Origin of the sequence: Patulibacter defluvii (genome assembly GCF_034096925.1) — a bacterium.
In the GTDB taxonomy this organism is placed as follows: Bacteria; Actinomycetota; Thermoleophilia; order Solirubrobacterales; family Solirubrobacteraceae; genus Patulibacter; species Patulibacter defluvii.
In genome coordinates this window covers 265435-289032 of record NZ_JAWZSQ010000003.1, presented here as the reverse complement: position 1 = coordinate 289032, position 23598 = coordinate 265435, and the positions used below count along the sequence as shown (strand labels likewise).

The following is a 23598-nucleotide window of genomic DNA, read 5'->3' as shown; positions in this document are numbered from 1 at the left end:
TCGGGGTGGTCGATCAGCTGGAGTCGCGGGCGGCGTCGAGCAGGCCCAGGGCCCCGCGGACCGCGGCGTCCATCGGGCCCTGCTCGCCCTTGGCGCGGGCCAGGACGTAGCCGCCCTGGAGCACCGCGGCCAGCGTCCGGGCGAGCTCGGCCGGGACGATCCGGTCCGGCAGCTCGCCCGCGGCGACCGCCGCCGCGATTGTCCGCTCCCAGCGGTCGAGGATGACGTCGAAGGCGTCCGCGACGACCGCCAGCAGCTCCGGATCGGCGACCACCTGCGGATCCTGGGTCATCCGACCCACGCGGCAGCCGCGGGTGCCCGGTCGCGGCAGCGAGAGGTAGCGCTGGATCCGCTCCAGCGGCGACCCCTCCCCCTCCAGCATCGCCGAGGCGCCGGCCAGGTCGGCGGCGACCGACGAGAGCGCCTCGACCGCCAGCTCGTGCTTGCCCGAGAAGTGGTGGTACATGCTGCCCTGGCCGACGCCGGCCCGCGCCATCACGTCGCGCGGGCTCGTGGCGGCGTACCCACGCTCCCAGAGCAGCTCCGCCATCGCGCCCGTCAGCTGCGCTCGCGAGTCCATGGCGGCGCACTGTAACAACTAGTATGTACGGCGAGCGGCGGGGCGGCCGCTCGTCGTCGGCGACGGGCCGGCGATCAGGCGCCGTAGCCCTCGTCGAAGTCCTTGCGCTCGACGTCCCAGTCGGACGTCCCCCGCTGCTGGATCGTGACGTGGCAGACCCCGCTGGTGGGGGTGGCGCCGTGCCAGTGCCAGACCCCGGCCGGGATCGTCACCCAGTCGCCGACCCGCAGCGGCCGGCGCTCGTCGGCGGTGGCCAGGATGCCCTCGCCCTCGATCACGTGCAGCGTCTGGTCGAAGTGGTGGACGTGGGGCTTGGCCCGCGATCCCGGCTCGAACCAGATCGCCCAGATCATGCTCGCGGGCGCGTCGCCGGGGTCGTGGATCTCAAGCTCGTGGACCGTGCCCTCGAACCACGACGCCGTCGACGGCTGACGTCCGGCTCGGAGGTCGTTGAGGATCTTCGGGAAGGTCATGCGTCCGACTCCGGTGGTGGTTGCCGCGCCGAGCGATGGCGCGCCCGCACGATAGCCGACCTTCGGCAAATTCGCCAGATTGCCAACAGCAGTTGGCATACTGTTCGGGCTCGCTTCCGACTCTCGATGGAGCCCGATGTCCACCGCCCTGCCCATGTCCACCACCGTGCTCGTCGTCGGCGCCGGCGTTCACGGTCTGTCCACCGCCTGGCAACTCGCGCGCGACGGCGTCGACGTCACGGTCGTGGACAAGACCGGCGTCGCCGCCGGGGCGTCCGGGATCGCCTGCGGCGTGGTCCGGAACAACTACTTCCAGCCGGCGATGTCCGAGCTGATGGCCGCCTGCGTGGAGATCTGGGAGTCCGATCCCGAGGCCTTCCACTACCAGGGCTCCGGTTACCTGGCGCTCGGCCCCGAGAACCAGGAATCCGACCTGACCGCCGTCTTCGAGCGCCAGGAGCGGATCGGCTACCCGTCGCAGCTGATCCTCGGCAAGCGCGAGGTCCGCGACCACATGCGCGGCATCTACGCCGACTGGCGCGCCCCCGACCTGAGCGTCTGCCTGCACGAGACCGCCGGCGGCTTCGCCCTCAACCGGCCCGCGATCGAGGGCATCGCCGCCAAGGCCCGGGCCGCCGGCGCGCGGATCGTCACCGGCGTGACCGTCGAGGGGTTCGCCTTCGACGACAGCGGCGCCGTCACCGAGGTCCGCACCGACGCCGGCGCGGTCGCGGTCGAGCAGGTGGTGGTCGCGCCCGGGCCGTGGGCCCAGCAGCTCTGGGCGATGCTCGAGCTGCCCGCCGCGATCGACGTCCGCTCGCCCGACGGGACCGTCACCGCCGACGTGCCGATGTGGAAGCACTGGTACCTGCAGGAGGGCGAGCTGGAGCTGCCGCCCGCGCTCTTCACCACCAACGCCGGGGCACCGTCGCCGGTCCTCCACGTCGACAGCACCAGCCCGCTGCACGCCGACGACGGCCGCCTGATCACCGACGAGCAATGGGGCATCTACGTCAAGCCCGACCACTCCTCGATCCAGGGCGGCGCGCAGCCGCTGCCGCTGCCCGACCACCCGCCCGTCGACCCCTACCCCACCGGCACCGTCGACGACGGCTTCCCCGAGATGTGGGCCGCCGCGCTGTCGCACTGCCTGGGCCGGTTCGAGGGCGGCCGCGCCCGCTACCGCCAGGTCCGCTGCGGCGGGATGGGGGCGTTCACGCCCGACAACTTCCCCGTCTTCGACCTGATGCGGCCGAACGCCTACGTGATCGCCGACTCCAACCACGGCTTCAAGATGATCGCCGTCGGCCGCGAGGTCGCCCGCGTGCTGCAGGGCGAGCACAGCAGCCTGCTCCACCCCTTCCGCTTCGCGCGCTTCGAGAGCGGCGACCTGCACCCGGTCTCCAACAGCCCCTACCCCTGGAGCTGAGCGCCGCCGGCGCGTCTCCCCGGTGGCGCCGGGGAGACGCCCCGCGTCAGGGCCGCGGGACGACCCAGGCGTGCTCGATCGGCCAGGCGAGGTAGCCCTCGTCACCGACGTGCATCGTGCGCCCGTCGCGCAGGTGCCGGCTCGGCAGCGCGACCGTCACCGCGCCGCCGCCGTCCTCGCGCGCCACCTCGACGAAGGTCTGGGGACCGAGGAAGGCGACGTCGACGATCCGTCCCCGCAGCGCCCGCGGATCCGGCTCGTCGACGAACGACAGCACCTCCGGCCGCACGATCGTGACGACCTCGTCGCCCGCCGCCAGGCCCGGCACCCCCGGCACCCCGCGACAGACGTGGCCGAGCAGGTCGACGTCGTAACGGCCGTCGCCGTCGACCGCGGCGACCCGCCCCTCGATCTGGTTCGAGGTGCCGACGAAGTCGGCGACGAAGGCCGTCGTCGGGCGCACGTAGACCTCGGACGGGCTGGCGACCTGCTCGATCCGCCCGTTGCGCATCACGGCCACGCGGTCCGACATGAAGAACGCCTCCTCCTGGTCGTGCGTGACGTAGACGAAGGTGATGCCGACCTCGTTCTGGATCTCCTTCAGCAACAGCTGCATCCGTTTGCGGAGCTTCAGGTCGAGCGCGCCCAGCGGCTCGTCGAGCAGCAGCAGCCGCGGCCGCAGCACCAGCGCGCGGGCCAGCGCCACGCGCTGCTGCTGACCGCCGCTGAGGGCGTCGGGCTTCGCGTCGCCGCGGTGCCCGAGGTCGACGAACTCCAGCATCTCGCCGACCCGCTGGCGGATCTCGGCCTTCGGCAGCCGCCGCTCGCGGAGCCCGAACGCGACGTTGTCGAAGACGCTCAGGTGCGGGAACAGCGCGTAGTTCTGGAAGACCGTGTTGACCTGCCGGCGGTGGGCCGGGATCTTCGTGATCGGCTCGCCCTCGAGCTCGATCGCGCCCGAGCTGGGCTCCTCGAGCCCGGCGATCATCCGCAGGGTCGTCGTCTTGCCGCAGCCGGACGGCCCGAGCAGCGAGAAGAACTCGCCCTCGGCGATCTCCAGGTCGATCGCGTCGACGGCGACGAAGTCCTCGTAGCGGCGCTGCAGCGCCTGCAGCCGCAACGACGGCGTGCCCGAGCCGCGGCGATCGACGGGAACGGTCTGCGACGTGCTCTTGACGGTCATCGAAGCGACTGGTCCTTGTTGGTCGGATCCACCAGCAGCCGGTCGTTGCCGGAGCTCGGGCGGAAGTAGGTGATCACCGCGGCCACCAGGACGGTGAGCAGCATGACGAGCATGATCAGCACCCCCAGCGCGTTGACCTCGGGGCTGACGGAGCGGCGGATCAGGCTGATGATCAGCACCGGCAGCGTCTCGGTCTGCGACCCGCCGAGGAACCGCGACATCACCACGTTGTCGAAGGAGAAGGTGAACGTGAGCAGCCCGGCGACGGCGATCCCCGGCATCAGCTGCACCAGGGTCACGCGCCGGAAGACGCGCCGCGGCGGGGCGCCGAGGTCGGCCGCGGCCTCCTCGCGGGTCCGGTCGAGGCTGCCCAGCCGCGCCTGCAGCACCAGGGTGGCGTAGGCCGAGTAGACCACCACGTGCCCGGCCACCACCGGCCAGAAGCCGAGCCGGACGTTGAGCGCGCGGAGCACGATGAACAGCGCGAAGGCCATCACGACCTCCGGCAGGATCAGGCGCACGTAGGTGGCGCCGTCCATGACCTTGCGCCCGCGCGGAGACGCGCCCCGCATCCACAGCACGGTCGACAGCGCCACCACCAGCGCGATCGCCGTCGCGACGACGGCCACCTTCACGCTGGTCCAGGCGTCCTCCCAGACCCGGTCGTTCTCGAACACCTCCGAGTACCACTTGGTGGTGAACCCGCCCCAGCGGACGAGCGCCTCGTCGGCGTTGAACGAGTTGACGATCACCAGCACGATCGGCGCGTACAGGCACAGCAGCACGACCGTCAGCACGCAGGTGGTGAAGCGGGGGCGACGGAGCCGCATCACGCCACCCCCGTCCCGCGCATCGCCCGCGACCGGGCGGTGACCAGGAAGACCGTCAGGATCACCATCAGCGTGACCGAGAGGGCGGAACCGAACGGGTAGTCGCCGACGGTCTCGAACTGGCTCGAGATCACGTTGCCGAGCATCAGCGACTTCTCGCCGCCGAGGATCGCCGGGACCACGAACTCGCCGGCCGACGGGATCGCGACCAGCAGGCAGCCGGCGACGATCCCCGGACGCGCCAGCGGCAGCGCGACCCGGAAGAAGAACCGCGACGGCGTCGAGCCGAGGTCCGAGGCCGCCGCCCGCAGCGTGTCGTCCGCCCGCGTGAACGCGATGAACAGCGGCAGGATCATCAGCGGCAGGTAGGTGTAGATCATGCCGATCAGGATTCCCGGCGTCGTGTACAGCAGCTGGATCTGACCGTCGACCAGACCGAGCTTGGTGAGCAGGTCGGCGAGCGGCCCGCGATCGCCGAGCAGGTTCACGATCGAGTACGTGCGGACGACGAAGCTGGTCCAGAACGGCACCATCACCGCGATCAGCAGCAGCAGCTGGGTGCGGCCGCTCATCCGGCTGATGCCGTAGGCGACCGGCAGCCCGAGCAGGAAGCAGCCGACGGTCGCCCCCAGCGCGACCAGCAGCGAGCGGGTCAGCGCGTCGAAGTAGAGCCCGTCGAAGACCCGCCCGATGTTCTCCAGCGTCCAGCCGAACTTCACGGTCACGTTCGTGAAGTCGGGGGTGCCGAACGCGTAGAGGATCAGCAGGATCAGCGGCCCCGCGAAGAGGCCGAGCAGCAGCAGGACGCCCGGCGCCGCGAGCGCGGTTCGCGCCGTCGGGCGGAACCGCGTCACGGCGGCGGCCCGGCGCCGCAGTCGGGTCAGGGTGGTCACCGCGGACTCGCGCGCCGGCCGGCCCTAGGAGGCCAGGAACTCCTGCCAGTACCGGTCGCGGAGCTTGGTCCCGCCGGGGTCGCCCCACTTCGGGATGTCGAGCTTCGAGACGGTCTCCTCGTTGTAGGCGAGGGCCGGGTTGTTCTTGATCTCGTCCTTGATGTACGGGTTGGCCGCCTTCATGAAGTAGGCCGTCCCGGTGGTGTTCACGAAGTCGGCGTAGATCCGCGGCTCGAGCATGTGGTTCATGAACGCGTAGATCGCGTCCATCTTCTTGGTGCCGACCAGCGGCGCCCAGCCGTCCATGTAGGCCCGGGTGCCCTCCTTCGGCTCGACCCAGACGATGTTCTTCTGCGACTTCTGGGCGTTGGCGACCTCGTAGTCGTAGGTCAACGCGAAGGCCGCGCTGCCGTCGATCAGCGGCTTGGCGGAGTCGGTGTCGAGCATCGCGCGCACGTGCGGCTTGATCTCCTTCAGCCGCGCCAGCGCCTCCTTCAGCTCGTTCTCCTTGGTCGAGGTGCCGCTGTACCCGAGCAGCTTGAGGGCCGCGCCGAAGACGTGGGTGTCCTCGTTCAGCATCACGATCTTCTTCGAGTACTTCGGCGCCAGCTCCCAGAGGTCGGCCCACGACTCGGGCTTCTCGCTGACGATGTCGGAGCGGTAGCCGTAGGCGGTGCGCCCGTAGTCGACCGGGATCCCCCAGGGGAACGAGGTCTTGGCCAGCTCCGGCATGTGCTTCAGGTTCGGGACCCGCTCGGGGTCGAACTCCGAGAGCGCCTTGGCCTCGGTCAACTGGCCGCCGGGCAGGGTGCCCATCAGCGCCAGGTCCCACTGACCCGGGTCCTGCTTGATCTGCTGGATCGTGGTCGGCGAGTCGAGGTTGATCCCGTAGACCTGCTTGACGTCGGCGTCGGGGAACCGCTTCTTGAAGTCGGCGACCTGGGTCTTGCCGATCCAGCCCTCGTAGTTGACCATCGTGATCGTCCCGGCGACGGCCCCGGGAGCGCTCGACGACTTCCCGCTGGCCGCTGGCTCGTCGTCCGAGCCACAGGCGGCGAGCACGCCGGGCATCGCCGCGAGCGCCGCCAGCGCCGAGCCTCGGCGGAGGAATTGCCGCCGCGGGTGCGGCCCGACGTCGAAGAGATGGTGATCTCGGCCCATGCTGTCGCTCCCCTGTGTATCCGATGGTGGTTCGGGCTCGGGCCCGAAGGTGCAGCCACCGGTCCACTGGGAACCCGGAGACGGCTTCTCCAACGCTCTCGCAGCGACGAAGCTCGTGCACCCGCCCGAGTGTAACCACTCAGAGCACCGATTTTGGACATATATCCAACGATGATTGGCAATGTGGCGCGTTGTAGACTGCGGAGATGCGGAGCACCGACCTGCCGACCGTGCTGTTCGTCGACGACGCGTTCCCCTCCGAGCCGTTCGCCGCGGCGCTCTCCGGACGGGCCCTGACGCGGGTCGACGCGGCTCCCGGCCCGTGGTCCGCGGACCCCTCGGTACGGGCCGTCGTGACCGGCGCCCAGCCGGTCCGCGCCGCCGACGTCGCGCGGCTGCCGGGGCTCGAGCTGGTCCTGACCTGCAGCATCGGGACCGACCACCTGGACGTCCCCGGCCTCGCCGCGCGCGGGCTCGCCGTCTGCCACACGCCGACCTACTGCACCGACGAGGTGGCCGACCACGCGCTGGCCGGCGTGCTCGCGCTGCTGCGCGGCTTCCCCGGCCTGGCGGCCGACGTCCGGGCCGGCGGCTGGGACTGGGCCGCGACCGGGATGCTGCGCCGCTTCGACCACTCCTGCCTCGGCCTCGTCGGGCTCGGCCGGATCGGACGCTCGGTCGCCGTCAAGGCCGTCGCGCTGGGGATGGAGGTGATCGCCGTCGATCCCGCGATCCCCGCCGAGCTGGTCCCGCCCGGCGTCGCGCTCGTGCCGCTCGCGGAGCTGCTCGCCCGGGCCGACGCGATCTCGCTCCACGCCCCGCCGACGCCCGGCGACCGGCCGCTGCTGGACGCCGCCGCGTTCGCCGCCATGCGCCCACGCACGGTCCTGGTCAACACCGCCCGAACCGCGCTGGTCGACCTCGACGCGATGACCGCCGCGCTCGACGACGGCCGGCTGGCGGGGGCCATGTTCGACGTCTGGGAGAGCGAGCCGCCGCGCGCCGACGACCGCCGCTGGCAGCGCCCCGAGCTCCTGCTCACGCCGCACGCCGGCTGGGCCTCGGACGCGGCCGACGCCGCCTACGTCGAGGAGGGGCTGTCGGCGCTGCGTGCGGTCCTCGACGGCGCCGAGCCGCCGAACCGGATCGCCTGAGGGCGCGGGACGCGCGCCGGCGCTCACCGGCCGCGGCCACCGCCGAGGTCGACCACGAGCCGGTCCTCGTCGTCGACCGTCACCGCGAAGGTCTCGGCGACGTAGGGCCCGGCGGTGCGGCCGTCCGGCCCGACCGTGCCGGGCCGGACCCGGGCCACGGTCGACGCGTCGCCGGCGGACGGTCCGGAGACCGACTCGACCTCGACGGCGTAGGCCTTGACCCGCGTCCGCTGCGGGTCGAACCACGACTGGCCGGTGCGGATGTCGAACTCCCAGCCGTGCCACGGACAGCGGGCGAACTCGCCCTCGCGCGTGTACTCGTAGTCGCCCGGCTGCGACGCCCGCAGCGCGCCGAAGCGCTTGCCCGCGCAGAGCGGGCCGCCCTGGTGCGGGCAGCGGTTGCGGAGCCCGAAGAACTCGTCGCCGATCCGGTAGATCCCGATCGAGCGCCCCGCGACCTCGACGATCCGGCAGCCGCCCTCCGGCACGTCGGCGACGGTCCCGACCACGTGGCGGCTCATCGGGCGGCGTCGAACCGGTAGAGGGCGCGCGCGTTGTCGGCCATGATCGCCTGCCGCAGGCCGGGGTCGAGCCGCGGCGGCAGCGCCAGGTCGGGCGCGTCGAAGTCCCAGTGCGGGTAGTCGGTGGCGAACATCAGCCGGTCGTTCATCCCGATCTGGAGCAGCAGCTCGTCGAAGTCGGCCCGGGTCGGCGGCTCGTCCATCGGCTGCGTCGTCAGCCAGACGTGCTCGCGGACGATCTCCGACGGCGGCCGCTTCACCTGCGGCAGGTCGCGGCGGTGCAGGCGCCAGGTCCGGTCCATCCGCCACAGCAGCCCGGGCAGCCAGGCGAACCCGCCCTCGATCATCACGATCCGCAGCTCCGGCAGGCGGTCGAAGACGCCCTCGAAGACCAGGCTGGCGATCTGGTCCTGGAACGCGGTCGCCATCCCGACCGTGTCCTCGATGTAGTACGAGGGGAAGCCGACGCCGGTGATCGGGCCGCGGCCCCAGCCGCCGAAGTGGACCCCGACCGGCAGGCCGTGCTCGACCGCCGCCTCGTAGATCTTCCAGTACTTGCGGCGCCCCATCGGCTCGGCGGTGCGGATCAGCATCAGCACCTGCACGAACCGCGGGTCGTCGCCGAAGCGGTGGATCTCCGCGGCGGCCAGGTCGCCGTCCTCGTGCGGCACGATCACCGACGCCCGCAGCCGCGGCTCGTGCTCCAGCCAGTCGGCGATCTGCCAGCGGTTGGCCGCCGTCGCCATCGCGGCGCCCATCTCCAGGTCGAGCTGCTCGCCCTGGCCCAGCAGCGGGGTCAGGACCCCGTACTCGACGTTCCACTGGTCGAGCAGCTGCTGCTGCAGGAACGGCAGGTCCGACGCCGGCGGCTGGCCGTTGGGCGGCCACGAGTCCAGGCGCGCCGCCCGCGGCGTCGGCCGCGGGTACTCGCCGCCGATGTAGGCACGGTCGCCGAGCACCTCGCGGGTCTGCTCGAACGAGGCGTCCAGGTAGGTCCCGCTGCTGCGGCGCGCGCGCCACTCGGCCGAGAGGTACTCGTGCAGGTGGACGTCCGAGACCGGCGAGTTGTGGATGTCGCAGTCGATCACCGGCGGACGGGTCGGGTCCTTGCGCAGCGGGGGGTGGGTGACGGTCTGGGGCACGGGTGACTCCTAGAGGCGATAGAGCGCGCGGGCGTTGGCGGCCATCACCGCCGCCAGCTCGGCGTCGTCGAGGCCGGCCGGGACCGCGTGCTCGCGATCCGTGAAGTGCAGGTGGGGGTAGTCGGTGCTGAAGAGCAGCATCCCAGCGCCGCCGATCTGGCCGATCAGGGCCCGCATCCGCTCGGTGCCCTCGGGGCCGTCGATCGGCTGGACCCCGATCCGGACCTGCTCGCGGACGTACTCCGACGGGGCCCTCGTCGTCCACGGGATCTCGCGCCGCAGACCGCGCCAGCCCTTGTCGAAGCGCCACATCCAACCCGGCAGCCAGCCGAACCCCGACTCCAGCAGCACCACCCGCAGGCCCGGCAGGCGGTCGAAGACGCCCTCGGCCACGAGGCTGGTCAGCTGCGACTGGAACGCGCTGGCCATCGCGACGTAGTCCTCGCTGTAGGACGTCGGCCAGCCCGAGGCGGTCGGCGGCAGCCCGGGGTTGCCGCCGAAGTGGAGGGCGACCGGCAGCTCGTGGCGGGCCGCCGCCTCGAGGATCGGCAGCAGGTTGCGGTTGCCCCACGGCACGGCCGTGCGGACCGGCAGCAGCAGCTGGACGAAGCGGCGATCGACGGCCCGTCGCTCGATCTCGGCCACCGACTCGGCGACCAACTGGCTGGGGACGACGATCGACGCCCGCAGCCGCGGGTCGCGGTCGAGCCAGTGCTCGACGAGCCAGTCGTTGACCGCGCTCGCCAGCGCGACGGCGACGTCCGGGTTGCGGACCCCGTCGATCCCGTAGACGCAGTTGACGATCGCCACCGACGTGCCCCACGGGTCCAGCAGCTGCTGCTGCAGCGAGCGCAGGGTCGTCCCCGGCGGGGCGCCGTCGACCGGCTCCAGCGACGGATCGCGCGAGGTCGCCGCGTTGGCCGGGTAGGTGCCGTCGGTCGGCCCGCGGAACTGCGACGTCGTCGCGTACTCGCGCCAGTGCGCCGCCATGTAGGGCAGCAGGGCGTCGATCGACGGGACCACCGCGTGGACGTCGACGTCGACGATCTCCGGGGCCGGGGTGGCCACGGCGGCTACCGGTCGAGCTTCGGCACGGTGACGTACACGAGGTTCCCCTCCGGGTCGTGCATCCCGCGGTAGGCGTACCACTCGGACTCGACCACGTCGCCCGCCCAGCGGACGCCGAGCCGGTCGAAGTGGGCGATCGCCTCGTCGAGGTCGTCGACCTCGAAGGCGAAGCTGTCGAAGCCCGCCGGGGCGCCCTCGTTGGCGGCGCTGCGCGGCCCGGGATGGGTGCCGTCGGAGCTCTCGATCAGGTAGATGTCGAGGTTGCCCGCGCTGAACCCGGCCCAGCCCTCGGAACGGTCGTAGGGCAGCCGGAACTCCAGGCCGAGGACGTCGCGGTAGAACGCGACCATCGGCTCGAGGTCCAGGCAGAGCACGTCGATGTTGTCGATCCGCTTGAGCTTCATCGTTCTCTCTCGGGGGTCAGCAGTGGTCCCGCGGGACCCGGCAGTCGTGGGTCGTGGTGAACACCTGGTCGCCGGCCTCGTAGGCCGTGACCGTGCTGGTGGCGTGGAAGTGGTCGGCGTCGGCGGTCATCCGGGAGCGGACCTCGATCCGCACCTCCCAGTCGCCGCGGCTCAGGCGGACGCTGCGGTCGGCCTCGACCACCGCGCTCGTCGGGTCGTCGCGGCCGATGATCAGCCGCACCGGGTCGGCGTCCTCGTAGCGGAGGCCGTTGCCGAAGCGCTTGACGCCGACGAAGTCGCGCGCCATCTCGTAGCACGTCACGCCGCTGATCTGGTCCTCGACCACCCGCACGTGCGGCGACGGCGGGCGCAGCAGCTCGACGGCCAGCGGCGGCGCGCTCTCCGGTGGCGCGAAGGTCACCGGCGGGTCCTCGCTCGCCGGGCGGGTCCAGGTCGGCAGCTCCAGCGCGCCCGCGAGGACGGTCGCCGTGACCGGCTCGGGGACCGGCCAGATCCAGGGCCAGAAGCTGGTGGAGACCGCGACCCGCAGCCGGTGCCCGGGCCCGAAGGCGTGGGCGACCGCCTTCAGCGGCACCGTCACCTCGACCGGGCTCCCGGGCTCCAGCCGCTGCGGCGCGTCGTGGCCGTCGCGGTGGCAGAGGTTGAGGATCCCGCGCGCGACCAGCGACGCGCGCCCGTCCGGCGCCACGTCGACCAGCCGCACCGCCAGGAACGCGACCGGACGGTCGACCGCGACCCGCAGCCGGACGCCGACCGGCCCGACCATCTCGACCGGCCGCTCCAGCGGGGCCGAGTCCCAGCAGAGCGAACGGGCATCGTCGCGGCGCTGGTCGCCGGCCGCGTCGCCCGGCAGGCCGTAGCCGCACCAGGCCCCGGCGTCGACCCCGACGGTCTGCGGGCTGCAGAGCGACCGCGGCTGCGGCGGCGGACCGGCGGCCGCGTCCGGGTCCCGCAGCTGCCCGTCGCCGGCCAGCGGCCACGAGCGCGGGCGGACGCCGGTCGCCGGCCAGCCGTCGAGCGCCAGCCAGCGGCCCTCCTGCCGGTCCTGCTCGGGGCGGGTCCCGGGGCGCGGCATCCAGGCCCGCAGCCGCGACTGCTCGTCGACCCCGTTGCGCTCGCCCTTCAGCCAGCGGTCCCACCAGCGCACGCACTCCTGGAGGAACCCGACCGCCGGGCCGGGGACCCCGTCCTGCGGCCAGGTATGCCCCCACGGGCCGATCAGCCCCCAGGCCGGCGCCTCCAAGTGCTCCAGCAGACGCAGGATCGCGTCGGTGTAGGCGTCCGCCCAGCCGCCGACGGCCAGCACCGGGCAGTCGAGCGCGCCGTAGTCCTCGCAGACCGACCCGCCGGCCCAGTAGTCGTCGCGCCGCTGGTGCCCGAGCCAGGTCTCGATCAGGTGCGGGGCGCTCTCCATCCGCGCCAGCCACTGCTGGCGCCAGCCCTCCCCCACCGTCGCCGGATCGGGCGGGCGGCAGGCGAACGCGAGCATCGCCGTCGACCACGGCAGCAGGTAGTACCCCAGCGGCGAGCCCCCGAGGTAGTGGACGTCGTTGTCGTAGCGGTCGTCGGTCGAGCAGGCGGTGACGATCGCCTTCAGCGCCGGCGGCCGGCGGGCCGCCAGCTGGAGGCTGTTGAAGCCGCTCCACGAGATCCCGGTCATGCCGACCGCGCCCGTGCACCACGGCTGGTCCGCGATCCAGGCGATCACGTCGAGCAGGTCCTCCTGCTCCTGCCGGTGGTACTCGTCCAGCGGCAGGCCCTCCGAGTCGCCCGCGCCGCGCAGGTCGACGCGCAGGCACGCGTAGCCGTGGGCCGCGACGTACGGGTGGCGCCGCGAGTCGTCGAGCGCCATCACGTCGCCCTTGCGGTAGGGCTGCGCCTCGAGCACCGCCGGCACCGGCAGCGCCGCCGGGTCGTCGGGCATCCACACCCGCGCCGCCAGCGCGATCCCGTCGCGGAGCGGGATCCGGACGTGCTCGATCGTCCGGACGGCGTGCGGGCCCGGGGAGGTCACGCGTCGCTCGCGGCTCCGCTGGCCGTGCTCCAGAAGGGACCGGCGGCGGCCGCCAGCTCGCCGCTCTCGGGATCGACGGTGACCGCCCCGACCCGCCCGAACGACGCCCACGCCGGGGTCGTCTCCTCGATCACCAGCTCGTGGCCGGCGGCCCGCAGCCGCTCCCGCACCGCGGCCGGGACCAGCGCGTCGACGTAGGTCTCCTCGCCCTGGCCGTGGCTGCGCGGCAGGTCGACCGCCTCCTGCACCGGCAGGCCGTGGTCGAGCACGCCGACGGTGGTGTGCATCACCGACGCCAGGATCCGGTAGCCACCGGCGCCGGCCGCGGCGAAGACCGCCTTGCCGTCGCGGGCCGCGACGATCGCGGGGACGGCGAAGAACGGCATCTTGCCGGGGGCGATCGAGTTCGACCGGCCCGGCCGCGGATCCCAGTTCATCATCGAGTTGTTGAGCAGGATCCCGGTCTCCGGCACCACGATCAACGAGCCGTAGTCGCCGCCGATCGTGGTGATCAGGGCGACGACGTTGCCGTCGCCGTCGGCGGTGACGATCTGGGTGGTGCCACGGGTCCCGCCGACCGACGGCAACGGCGTCGCGACCGGGGCGGCGCCCTCGTCGTAGGGCCATGGGTCGGCCGCGGCGATCGGCCGCGGGGCGACCCGGTCGAGGCTGATCCGGCGCGCCCGCTCGGCCGCGAACGCCGCCGAGGCCAGGCCGGCGACCGGGCTCTCGGTGTGGTCGGGGTCGCCGTAGTGGGTCTGGTTGTCGACGAAGGCGTGCCCGACCGCCTCGGCCAGCAGGTGGTGGTGCTCGAAGCCGCCGGGCTCGTAGTCGCCGAGCGGGAACCGCGCGAGGATGTTGAGCGCCTCGGCCCCGACCTGGTCGTTGGCCGTGACGACTTCCATCCCGCGGTACGCGACCGGCGTCTCGACGAACACCTTCGGCTCGTACGCGGCCAGGTCCTCGACGGTCAAAATCCCGCCGTCGGCCTGGACCGCCGCGGCGATCCGCTCGGCGATCTCGCCGCGGTGGAGGGCGTCGGGACCCTCGTCGGCGATCCGCTCCAGCGTCCGCGCGAGCAGCTGGCCGTCGAGCCGGTCGCCGGGACCGTGCTGGCCGTAGAACGCCGGCGGGTCGCCGTCGCGCAGCAGCCACCCGGCCGCGGCCGGGTAGCGGCGGATCAGCGCCATCCGGGCGACGATCTCGATCAGCAGCCCGTAGTCGATCCGGACGCCGGCGCGGGCCTCCTCGATCGCCGGCTGCAGCAGGTCCCGCCACGGCAGCCGGCCGGCCCGCTGGTGGATCGCCCACAGCCCCGGCACCGCCCCGGGGGTGGCGACCGAGAGCCCGCCGACATCGTTGGCGTCGTCGACGACGTCGGGCCAGTCGTAGGGGCCCGCGTCCGGGTCCTCGATCGTCCGGAACATGTCGGGCGTGCCGGCCAGCGGGACCCGCGGGCCGTGGTCGACGGTGACGAAGCCGCCGTGCTCGGGCAGGTACGACGCCAGGTGGCCGTAGCCGCCGACGCTGCAGTTGTTGGGCTCGACCACGAAGGCCACGAACGCCGCGGCCACCGCCGCGTCGACGGCGTTGCCGCCCTGCTCGAGGATCCGCACGCCGGCGGCCGCCTCGGCCTCGTGGCCAGCGGCGACGACGCCCCGCTTCGAACCGACCTGTCGCCGGCTGTGCACGATCTGCCCGATGGTCACTGGTCTCCCCCCTCGTCGAAGACGTAGCAGCTCAGCGTCTCTTCGAGCACGATCACGGCCGGACCTTCCTGGGCCATCAGCCAGCGGGCGTCGTCGGCGAAGGTCGCGACGCTGGCCCGGCGGGCCGGGACCCGGAACGCCTGGGCGACGGCGACGAAGTCCGGCTCGTCCATGTCGGTCGCGGTCAGCACGCCGAAGCGGGCCTGCTGGTACTCGCGCAGGATCCCGTAGCCGCCGTCGTCGACCAGCACCAGCTTGACCGCCAGGCCGTGCTGGCGGGCGGCGGCCAGCTCGGCGATGCCGTACTGGAAGCCGCCGTCGCCGCTGACCGCCAGCACCGGCAGGTCCGGTCGCACGGCGGCGGCGCCGAGCGCGGCGGGGAACGCGAAGCCGATCGTCCCCGAGCCCGACGGGTAGAGGAACCGCCCCGGCGTCCGGGCCGGGAAGTAGCCCGCCCCCCAGTAGCCGAGGATCGTCGAGTCCCAGGCGTCGACGGCGTCGTCCGGCAGCGCCGCGCGCAGCGCCGCCACGAGCGCCGGCTCGGGACCGGACTCCTCGGCGGCGACCCGCGCCGCGACCGCGTCGCGGACGCCGCGGGCCCGCGCCGCTCCCGCCCCGGCCGGCCGCGCGGGAAGCCGCGCCGCCAGCTGCGGCAGCGCGACCGCGACGTCGCCGACGACCGGCAGCGCGCCGGCGAAGGCGCGCCCGATCCGGGCGCCGTCGACGTCGATCTGGATCAGCGTCCCCGACAGCTCGAGGCCGAAGTCGCCGGTGGCGTCGGCGCCGAGCCGGGTGCCGGCCGCGACCACGACGTCGGCGTCGGCCAGCAGCGCCAGCGTCGCCGCCTCGTGCGCGGCACCGCCGGTCGCGAGCGGATGGTCGTGCGGCAGCACGTCGCGGGCCGACGGGGTCGCCACGACCGGGGCGTCGAGCCGCTCGGCCAGCTCCCGCAGCGCGGCGGTCGCCTGGCCGCGGACGACGCCGGTCCCGGCCCACAGCAGCGGCCGCTCGGCCGCGGCCAGGGCGGCCGCGGCGGCCTCCAGCTGCGCGGCCGGCGGCACCAGCTGCTCGGGCGGGCGCGGCGCCGGTGCCGTCCACGGCGCGGCGGCCCCGGCGAGCACGTCGGCCGGAACCTCGACGAAGACCGGGCCGCCGGGCGCGGTGCGGGCCGCCTGCCAGGCGGCGTGGACCATCGGCCCCAGGTCCTCGGGCTCGCCGACGCTCCAGGCCTGCTTGACGATCGGCCGGAACGACGCGATCTGCTCCCGCAGCTCGTGCAGCACGCCGCGCTCGGCGCCGATGAACGGGCGGTCGACCTGCCCGACGATCGCGATCACCGGCGAGTGGGTGGCCGCGGCCTCCATCAGGCCGGCGAGCGCGTTGAGCGCCCCCGGCCCGCTGGAGAGCAGCAGCGCCACGGGCTCGCCGGCGATCCGGGCCGCACCGTCGGCCGCGTAGGCGGCGTCGAGCTCGGTCCGCAGCGGCACCGCCGCCAGGTCGCTGTCGCGCAGCGCCTGCCACAGCGACAGCATGTGGATGCCCGGCAGGCCGAACGCGTGCCGGACGCCGAGCTGCCGCAGGACGTCGGCGACGACGTCGGCGCCGGTGGTGCTGGTGGTCGTCGTCATCGGATGGCGGCGGCGCTCACAGCTCGGACGCGTAGGCCTGGTTGTGCGACTTCAGCGCCGTGTCGGTGCCCAGCGACCAGTGCTTGGACATGTCGGGGCTGAAGCGGCTGGACGGCGGGGTGCGGCCGAGGGCCTCCGCCATGCTGCGGATGTGGTGCGGTCCGGCGCCGCAGCAGACGCCGAGGTAGTCGACGCCGATCTCGCGCGCGGCCGCGGTGAACTCGGCGATCTCGTAGCGGTTGCAGGTGAAGGGGTCGAGCGCGGTCGGGAACGGGATCCCGCCCGGGATGCAGTCGCAGTGCGGATCGCGCAGCGACTGGAAGCTCGGCTCCGCGTTGGTCGTGCGGTAGGGCACGGGGAGCGCGGCGACGTGGACGTCGACGGCGTCGCGGATCTCGCGCAGCAGCGGCAGCATCGTCTGCGGGCCGCGGATGCAGTTGAGGCCGACGACATCGGCGCCGGCGTCCGCGAGCCGCTTGCAGGTCTCGGCCGGGCTCCAGCCCTCGCGGACCTCGGGGGCGCGGTGGATCGACAGCGTGACGACCGACGGCAGGCCCGACGCCTTGATCACGTCGAGCGCGATCAGCGCCTCCTCGCCCCACGAGATCGTCTCGCCGATGATGAAGTCGGCCCCGGCCTCGACGGCCCAGCCGACCTGCTCCTCGAACATCGCCCGGACCTTCGCCCGCGCCTCGTCGGTCGGCTCGAAGATGTTCGTGTTGCAGATGTTCCCGGCCAGCAGCGTGCCGGTCTCGCGGGCGACGCGGGTGGCGATCGCCAGCGCGTCGCGGTTCATCTGCTCGAGCAGGTGCTCCTTGCCGATGATCCGCAGCTTCTCGCGGTGCCCGTAGTAGGTGAAGGCCTCGACCACGTCGGAGCCGGCGTCGACGAACTCGCGGTGCAGCTGCTCGACCAGGTCGGGGCGTTCGAGCACGACCTCGGGGACGTACGCCCCGGCCTGGAGGTAGCCCCGCCGCTCGAGCTCGAACAGGTAGCCCTCGGCGCAGATCACCGGGCCTTCGGCAAGTCGAGCGAGCAGGCCGGGGCCATTGGATGGGGTCGTCATCAGCGTGTCTCCGGGAGCACCGTGGTCATGAGCGTCGGCCTTATTGCCAACTCGTGGTGGTTATACGGCAATCGGAGCCGCCTGTGGGAACAATGATGGTAAATTGGCAACCCATGTTGGCATTCAACCGGGCCGGCACGCCCACGTCGAGCCCGAGGACGCCGGCATGAGCGCGCCGCCGATCACGCCCGACGTCCCGCGCCTGGCCCACGCGCTCCGCTGGGACGACCTGCCGGCCGCGACCCGCGACCACGTCGGCCTGCTGATCGCCGACGCGATCGCCGTCTCCGTCGCCGGCCGCCTGGCCCCCGCGGGGCGGATCGCCGCCGAGCACGCCGCCGCGACCTACGCCGGCGGCGACGCGGTCTCGTGGTGGGACGGCCGGCGCCTGAGCGTCGTCGGCGCCGCCTGGGCCAACGGGGTGCTGGCCAACGTCCTCGACCTCGACGACGGCCACCGGCTGACCAAGGGCCACCCGGGGGCGATGGTCGTCCCCGCGCTCGTCGCCGTCGCCCAGGCCCGCGACGCCACGCTCCAGCAGCTGCGCGAGGCGGTCGTGGTCGCCTACGAGGTCGCCGTCCGGGCCGGGATCGTGATGCACGAGCGCGAGCCGACCTACCACGCGTCGGGCGCCTGGGGCGCGATCGGCGTCGCGGCCGGCGCCGCCCGGCTGCTGGGCGCGTCGGCCGACCAGACCGGCCACGCGCTCGGGCTGGCCGAGTACCACGCGCCGATCGCCCCGATCATGCACTCCTGTGCGCACCCGGCGATGACCAAGGACGCCTGCGACGTCGGCGCCCGGCTCGGCGTCGAGGCCGCGCTGCTGGCCGCCCGCGGCTTCACCGCCGCCCCCAGCCTGCACGTCGCCGACCATCCCGCCTGGGACGACCTCGGCCAGCGCTGGCGGCTGCGCGAGGCGTACCTGAAGGCCTACCCCTGCTGCCGCTGGACCCAGGGCGCGATCCGCGCCGCGCTCGCCGCGCGCGAGCGGGCCGGCGTGCCCTCGTCGCAGGTCGCCGGCGTCCGGATCCGGACCTTCGCCGCCGCCGACGGGCTGTCGCACGCGATCCCGACCGACACCGAGCAGGCGCAGTACAACATCGTCTGGCCGGTCGCCCACGCCCTCGCCCACGGCGACTTCAGCGTCGACGCCGTGCTCGGGCCGTTCGACGACCCCGAGGCGCTGCGGCTGGCGGCGGCCACCGAGGTGGTCGTCGACGAGGCGCTGACGGCGGAGTTCCCGGCCCGCCGGCTGACCGCCGTGACGCTGGAGCTGCGCGACGGCCGGACCGTCGCGGTCGAGCCGTTCGAGGCCCGCGGCGAGCCCGACGACCCGGCCTGGGCGGAGATCGTCGCCGACAAGGTCCGCCGGTTCGTCGACCCGATCCGCCGCCCCGGCCCGGCGCCCGCGCCCGACCTGCGGCTCGGTCAGCTCGACCTCGACGCGCTCGTCGACGTGCTCGCCCCGAGCCCGGCCGGCTGAGCGCCGTCAGCCGCCGTCGCCATGCGCGACCATGACGTGCTTGACGGCGGTCATCTCGTGAAGCGCGTCGGCCGACAGGTCGGTCCCGTAGCCGGAGGCCCCGCGCCCGCTGTGCGGCATCTCGGGCGTGGTCGCGGCGTGCTCGTTGACCCAGACGGCGCCGAAGCCGAGATCGCGGGCGAAGCGCATCGCCCGGCCGACGTCGGCGGTCCAGACCGAGGCGGCCAGCCCGTAGGGGACGTCGTTGGCGCAGCGCAGCGCCTCCCGCTCGTCGGCGACCCGCTGGACGGTGACCACCGGACCGAACAGCTCCTGCTGGACGATCGGGTCGCGCTGCCCGACGTCACCCAGCAGCACCGGGTCGAGGAACGCGCCGGGGTCGCGCGGGCGCCCGTCGCCGACGATCAGCCGCGCCCCGTCCGCGACCGCCGCCGCGACCCGCTCGACCACGCGGCCGCGGTGCGCGAGCGAGATCAGCGGCCCCATGTCGGGCTCGGCCTCGGGCGGCCCGACCGACAGCGCCTCGACCTCGGCGGCGAGCGCCTCGACGGTCGCGTCGTAGGCCTCCGACTCGACGATCACCCGGGTCGCGGCCATGCAGTCCTGACCGGCGTTCCAGTAGGCCGACAGCCGGACCCCGCGGGCGACCGCGGCCGGATCGGCGTCGGCCAGGACCACGACCGGCGCCTTGCCGCCCAGCTCCAGGTGGACCCGCTTGAGCGACGGCGCCGCGGCGGCGGCGATCGCCTGGCCGGTGGCGACGGAGCCGGTCAGCGCGATCAGCTGCACGTCGGGATGGGCCGCGAGCCGGGCGCCGGCGACCGGCCCGTCGCCGGCGAGCACCTGCAGCACGCCGTCGGGCAGCAGGCCCTCGGCCAGCTCGGCCAGCCGCAGGGCGGTCAGCGGCGTCAGCTCGGAGGGCTTGAGCACGAGCGCGTTGCCGGCCCCGATCACCGGACCGATCTTGTAGGCCGCCATCAGCAGCGGGTAGTTCCAGGGCAGGATCGCGGCGACGACGCCGAGCGGCTCGCGGCGCACGAACGAGGTCCGTCCGGGGACGTACTCGGCGGCGGCCGGCGCGGCGACGGTGCGGGCGGCCCCGGCGAAGAAGCGCAGGATCGCCGCGGTCGACGCCACCTCCTCGGTGGCGACGGCCAGCGGCTTGCCGGTCTGGGCGGCCTCGAGCGGTCCCAGCTCGGGCGCGTGCGCCTCCAACCGGTCGGCCAGCGCCAGCAGCGCCGTCGCCCGCTCGGCCGGCGTCGAACGGCGCCAGCCGCCGTCGAGCGCGGCGTGCGCGCGGGCGACGGCCGCGTCGACCTGGGCGGCGTCGGCCTCGGGCACCACCGCCAGCTCGTCGCCGGTGGCGGGGGCGTGGACCGGACGACCGTTCGCGCGCGACACGCCGTCGATGCTAGCGCCGTTTCGAGGAGTTGGTTATAAGTCAACACGAATTGGCAAAGAAGTCCGGCCCGGCTTCCTGCCCCGACCCAGCACCCCTTCCATGCGCATCACCGACTGCGAGAGCTGGATCATCAGCTTCCCGTGCAACCCGGCCAGCCGCGACGCCGACGACGACCACGTCGAGGTCGTCGGCGTCGACCTGACCACCGACGACGGGACCCGCGCCAGCGGATTCACGTTCACGGACGACGGCGGCGGCGGTCAGGCGATCAAGGCCCTGATCGACGGCCTGCTGCTGCCGCTGATCCGCGGCTCCGAGGTCGAGCCGCCGCGCGCGGTCTGGCCGCGGCTGTGGGACGCGGTCCACCAGCTCGGGCGGGGCGTGGCGACGATGGCGATCGCGGCGGTCGACATCGCCCTCTGGGACCTCCAGGCGCGGCTCCACGACCGTCCGCTCGCGCGCGAGATCGGTCAGCTGCGGGACGCCGTCCCCGCCTACGGCAGCGGCAAGGCGTCGCCCTTCCACACGATCGACGAGCTGATCGAGCTGACGATGACCTTCGTCGCCGAGGACGTCCGCGCGGTCAAGGTCCGGATCGGCGTCGACCCGGTGGCCGACGTCGAGCGGATCGCTGCCGTCCGCGAGGCGGTCGGCCCGCGGATGCGGATCATGCTCGACGCCAACGAGCGACTCGACCTGGCGACCGCGCTGTGGCTGACCGAGCGGGTCCGCGAGTTCGACATCTCGTGGCTGGAGGAGCCGCTCCAGCGCGACCAGCTGAGCGGGCTCCAGCGGCTGCGCGCGGCCTCGCGGATCCCGCTGGCCCACGGCGAGCACCTCTTCGGCGCCGCCGAGTTCCTGCCGTTCGTCAACGGCGGGGCGGTCGACGTCGTCCAGCCCGACGCCTGCATGGTCGGCGGCATCACCGAGATGCTGCGGGTCGGCGAGCTGGCGGCGATCAACGGCATCGCGCTGGCGCCGCACCACGTGCCCGAGCTGCACATCCACGTGGCCGCGGCGCTGCCGACCGCCGCCTGGGTCGAGCGGTTCCCGATCTTCGAGGGCCTGCTCGAGCACGAGCTGGAGGTCCGCGACGGCCAGCTGCTGGTGCCCGACCGCCCCGGCCACGGGATCGTCTTCACCGAACGCTGCTGGAGCGCGTACCGGATCGCCTGATCGGCGAGCGCACGGCGCCCGCCGGACGCGTCGATGCGCACCTACCTCGAGATCATCCGGCTGCCGCACGTCGGCTGGCTGCTCGCCTGCGCGATGGCGGTGCGGCTCTCGCCGGCGATGAACAGCCTGGCGATCGTGCTGCTGGTCGCCGACTCCAGCGGCTCGTTCGCGCTCGCCGGCGCGACCACCGGGGCGTTCGCGCTCGGCAACGCGATCGGGGCCCCCCTGATCGGCCGCCTCTGCGACCGCCGGGGGCTGCGGCTGCTGATCGGGATCGGCGCGCTCCACGCCGGGTTGCTGGCGGTGCTGGCGCTGGCCGGGACCTCGTCGGACTCGGCGCTGGTGCTGACCCCGCTGGCCTTCGTCGCCGGCGGCTCCTACCCGCCGACCGGGTCGGCGCTGCGGTCGCGCTGGCCGGTGCTGGTCCCGCGGGCGCGGCTCAACGCCGTCTACGCGCTCGACAGCGTCAGCTCGTCGGTCTCGTTCGTCAGCGGCCCGCTCTTCACCGCCGCGCTGGTCTACCTCGCCGAGCCGGCGTTCGCGCTGCCGCTGTCGGGCGCGGTCGTCGCCGCCGGATCGGCGCTCTTCGTCCGCGCGCTGCCGGCCGGATCGGCGAACCCGAGCCCCGCCGGCGCGAACGGCCGGCGGACCCTCTTCGGCCCGCTGCGGTGGCCGGGCTTCCGGCTGCTGGTGGTCTCGTCGATCGCGATCAACTTCGTCACCGGCACCGTCGAGGTCGGCGTCGCCGCCTTCGCCGACGACCGCGGCTCGCCCGCGACGGCAGGGCTGCTGATCGGGCTCTGGTCGGTCTCGACGGCGCTCGCCGGGCTGGCGTTCGGCGCCTCCCGCCGCCAGGGCCCGCTGGACCGGACCCACCGGGTGGCCGCGCTCGGCGTGCTGCTGACGACGGTGCTGGTGGCCGCCGCCGGCACGCCGCTGACGATGGCGCTGCTGCTGCTGCTCTCCGGCGCGGCCTACTCGCCGATGATGGTCACCGGCAACCGGCTGGTCGAGCGGCTGACGACGCCCGCCCAGCGGACCGAGGCCTACACCTGGATGGTGACCTCGTACGTGGCCGGGACCGCCGCCGGCGCGGCCGTCTCCGGGGCCGTCGTCGACTACGCGGACTGGCGCACCGCGGTGCTCGCCGGCGGCCTCGTCGGCGCGATCGGCTGCGCGATGCTGATCGGCGGGCGGCGGCTGCTGGCCCCCGGCGCGGCGGTCGACCCGACGGCGGTCACCGGCGAGATCGACGTCGTCGCGGCGGCCGAGCGCTGAGCGTCAGCCGCGGACCGCGTCGAACGACGACAGCGGCACCGTCATGCCGACGTTCCAGACGCCCGCGTCGACGATCTCGTGGATCTTCAGGTCGCCGGCGAGGCTGCAGAGCAGGTACGCCTGCTCGCGGGTCACGCCGTGCTCCTCGGCGATCCAGTCGATCGCCGCGCGGACGGCCAGCCGCGCGCCCTCCATCAGGTCGGCGTGGATCCCCATCGTGCCGCGGTGGCCGGCACCGTCGGACTCGGGCGTGAGGCCGCCCGGGGTCACGAAGCTCGGGGCGCTGATCGTCCGCTTCTCGACCGACAGCCGCAGGCGCGCGCGCATGTCGCACTCGACCGCGGTCACGCAGACCTCGCCGTCGCCCTGGGCCGCGTGCGGGTCGCCGCAGGAGAACAGCGCGCCCGGGCACCAGACCGGCAGGTAGAGCGTGACGCCGGCCCGCAGGTGGCGGGTGTCGACGTTGCCGCCGCCCTTGTGCGGGGGGAACGCCGCGCCGGTGACGGGGTCGTCTGGGTGGGTCCCGATCGTGCCGAGGAAGGGCGCGACCGGCACGCTGACGCCGGGCGCGACGGCGATCCGGTCGCGGTCGCGGAGGTCGAAGGTCCAGACGACCGGATCGGGGAAGTCGTCGGGCAGCAGCCCCATCCCGGGCAGGATGCTCGCCCACCCCCAGGGACCCGGGGTCAGGTCGAGGATGTCGACCCGCAGCGTGTCGCCGGGCTCGGCGCCGTCGACCCAGACCGGTCCGGCCAGGTGGTAGAAGGTCGAGAAGTCGAGGCTGGTGTCCTCGTAGCGGTCGCCCTCGGCGATCTGGCCGTGCCCGGCCATCAGCAGGTCGTAGGCGACGACGTCGCCCGACGAGACCCGGAGCACTGGTTCCAACCGGTTGTCCCAATCGTGATGCACGCGGTCGTGTCCGATATGGTGCTCCATGCGCGCCATCGTACATCCACAACTCAGATTGGCAATATGCCATCCTG

Annotated in this window: 21 protein-coding genes; 5 read left to right on the top strand and 16 right to left on the bottom strand. The window is 73.7% G+C overall.

What is annotated here, in order from left to right:
• Window positions 1-13: 13 nt before the first annotated feature.
• Window positions 14-580, bottom strand: a complete 567-nt coding sequence (locus SH587_RS05285) for a TetR/AcrR family transcriptional regulator (RefSeq protein WP_320669534.1) — start codon at window positions 578-580, stop codon at window positions 14-16.
• 74 nt (window positions 581-654) lie between these two features.
• Entirely contained in the window at window positions 655-1053 is a 399-nt protein-coding gene (locus SH587_RS05280; RefSeq protein WP_320669533.1) for a cupin domain-containing protein, read from the bottom strand.
• A 154-nt stretch (window positions 1054-1207) separates the two neighbouring features.
• Between SH587_RS05280 and SH587_RS05275 the strand changes: the two genes are divergently transcribed.
• Window positions 1208-2482 carry an NAD(P)/FAD-dependent oxidoreductase gene (locus tag SH587_RS05275; protein ID WP_320669532.1) on the top strand — a complete coding sequence of 425 codons (1275 nt, stop codon included), beginning with the start codon at window positions 1208-1210 and terminating at the stop codon, window positions 2480-2482.
• A 46-nt stretch (window positions 2483-2528) separates the two neighbouring features.
• Here SH587_RS05275 and SH587_RS05270 read toward each other — a convergent pair whose 3' ends face one another.
• From SH587_RS05270 to SH587_RS05255, 4 genes are read right to left on the bottom strand one after another with little or no spacing between them, the layout of a single operon-like run.
• Window positions 2529-3665 carry an ABC transporter ATP-binding protein gene (locus SH587_RS05270; RefSeq protein WP_320669531.1) on the bottom strand — a complete coding sequence of 379 codons (1137 nt, stop codon included), beginning with the start codon at window positions 3663-3665 and terminating at the stop codon, window positions 2529-2531.
• On the bottom strand, window positions 3662-4495 hold the full coding sequence (locus SH587_RS05265; protein ID WP_320669530.1) for an ABC transporter permease: 834 nt from the start codon (window positions 4493-4495) through the stop codon (window positions 3662-3664). The genes SH587_RS05270 and SH587_RS05265 overlap by 4 nt, the downstream gene beginning before the upstream one ends.
• On the bottom strand, window positions 4495-5388 hold the full coding sequence (locus SH587_RS05260; protein WP_320669529.1) for an ABC transporter permease: 894 nt from the start codon (window positions 5386-5388) through the stop codon (window positions 4495-4497). The genes SH587_RS05265 and SH587_RS05260 overlap by 1 nt, the downstream gene beginning before the upstream one ends.
• Before the next feature lie 24 nt (window positions 5389-5412).
• Entirely contained in the window at window positions 5413-6549 is a 1137-nt protein-coding gene (locus SH587_RS05255) for an ABC transporter substrate-binding protein (RefSeq protein ID WP_320669528.1), read from the bottom strand.
• Window positions 6550-6755: 206 nt separating this feature from the next.
• Here SH587_RS05255 and SH587_RS05250 point away from each other — a divergent pair, with 206 nt between their 5' ends.
• The gene (locus tag SH587_RS05250; protein ID WP_320669527.1) at window positions 6756-7703 is read left to right on the top strand and encodes an NAD(P)-dependent oxidoreductase; all 948 of its coding nucleotides are present in this window, start codon (window positions 6756-6758) and stop codon (window positions 7701-7703) included.
• 23 nt (window positions 7704-7726) lie between these two features.
• Here the strand turns inward: SH587_RS05250 and SH587_RS05245 are convergent, their stop codons facing one another.
• Genes SH587_RS05245 through SH587_RS05210 form a run of 8 tightly spaced genes read right to left on the bottom strand, consistent with a single transcriptional unit; the run spans window position 7727 to window position 17276 of the window.
• Entirely contained in the window at window positions 7727-8224 is a 498-nt protein-coding gene (locus SH587_RS05245; protein WP_320669526.1) for a Rieske (2Fe-2S) protein, read from the bottom strand.
• The gene (locus SH587_RS05240; protein WP_320669525.1) at window positions 8221-9366 is read right to left on the bottom strand and encodes an amidohydrolase family protein; all 1146 of its coding nucleotides are present in this window, start codon (window positions 9364-9366) and stop codon (window positions 8221-8223) included. The genes SH587_RS05245 and SH587_RS05240 overlap by 4 nt, the downstream gene beginning before the upstream one ends.
• 9 nt (window positions 9367-9375) lie before the next feature.
• Complete coding sequence (locus SH587_RS05235; protein WP_320669524.1) at window positions 9376-10434, bottom strand: amidohydrolase family protein; 1059 nt, start codon at window positions 10432-10434, stop codon at window positions 9376-9378.
• Window positions 10435-10439: 5 nt separating this feature from the next.
• On the bottom strand, window positions 10440-10838 hold the full coding sequence (locus tag SH587_RS05230; protein WP_320669523.1) for a VOC family protein: 399 nt from the start codon (window positions 10836-10838) through the stop codon (window positions 10440-10442).
• 16 nt (window positions 10839-10854) lie between these two features.
• Window positions 10855-12873: a CocE/NonD family hydrolase gene (locus tag SH587_RS05225; protein ID WP_320669522.1), complete on the bottom strand. Its 2019-nt coding sequence runs from the start codon at window positions 12871-12873 to the stop codon at window positions 10855-10857.
• Window positions 12870-14582, bottom strand: a complete 1713-nt coding sequence (locus SH587_RS05220; protein WP_320669521.1) for a gamma-glutamyltransferase family protein — start codon at window positions 14580-14582, stop codon at window positions 12870-12872. Before SH587_RS05220 ends, SH587_RS05225 begins: the two co-directional genes overlap by 4 nt.
• Window positions 14579-16210 carry a thiamine pyrophosphate-binding protein gene (locus SH587_RS05215; protein ID WP_320669520.1) on the bottom strand — a complete coding sequence of 544 codons (1632 nt, stop codon included), beginning with the start codon at window positions 16208-16210 and terminating at the stop codon, window positions 14579-14581. The genes SH587_RS05220 and SH587_RS05215 overlap by 4 nt, the downstream gene beginning before the upstream one ends.
• Before the next feature lie 16 nt (window positions 16211-16226).
• Window positions 16227-17276: a homocysteine S-methyltransferase family protein gene (locus tag SH587_RS05210; RefSeq protein ID WP_320669519.1), complete on the bottom strand. Its 1050-nt coding sequence runs from the start codon at window positions 17274-17276 to the stop codon at window positions 16227-16229.
• Between the two features lie 166 nt (window positions 17277-17442).
• Here SH587_RS05210 and SH587_RS05205 point away from each other — a divergent pair, with 166 nt between their 5' ends.
• Window positions 17443-18759, top strand: a complete 1317-nt coding sequence (locus SH587_RS05205) for an MmgE/PrpD family protein (protein ID WP_320669518.1) — start codon at window positions 17443-17445, stop codon at window positions 18757-18759.
• Window positions 18760-18765: 6 nt separating this feature from the next.
• Here the strand turns inward: SH587_RS05205 and SH587_RS05200 are convergent, their stop codons facing one another.
• Complete coding sequence (locus tag SH587_RS05200) at window positions 18766-20160, bottom strand: aldehyde dehydrogenase family protein (RefSeq protein ID WP_320669517.1); 1395 nt, start codon at window positions 20158-20160, stop codon at window positions 18766-18768.
• 100 nt (window positions 20161-20260) lie between these two features.
• Here SH587_RS05200 and SH587_RS05195 point away from each other — a divergent pair, with 100 nt between their 5' ends.
• The gene (locus tag SH587_RS05195) at window positions 20261-21337 is read left to right on the top strand and encodes a mandelate racemase/muconate lactonizing enzyme family protein (RefSeq protein ID WP_320669516.1); all 1077 of its coding nucleotides are present in this window, start codon (window positions 20261-20263) and stop codon (window positions 21335-21337) included.
• A 33-nt stretch (window positions 21338-21370) separates the two neighbouring features.
• The gene (locus tag SH587_RS05190) at window positions 21371-22615 is read left to right on the top strand and encodes an MFS transporter (RefSeq protein WP_320669515.1); all 1245 of its coding nucleotides are present in this window, start codon (window positions 21371-21373) and stop codon (window positions 22613-22615) included.
• Window positions 22616-22618: 3 nt separating this feature from the next.
• Here the strand turns inward: SH587_RS05190 and SH587_RS05185 are convergent, their stop codons facing one another.
• Window positions 22619-23551, bottom strand: a complete 933-nt coding sequence (locus tag SH587_RS05185) for an acetamidase/formamidase family protein (protein ID WP_320669514.1) — start codon at window positions 23549-23551, stop codon at window positions 22619-22621.
• Window positions 23552-23598 lie beyond the last annotated feature (47 nt).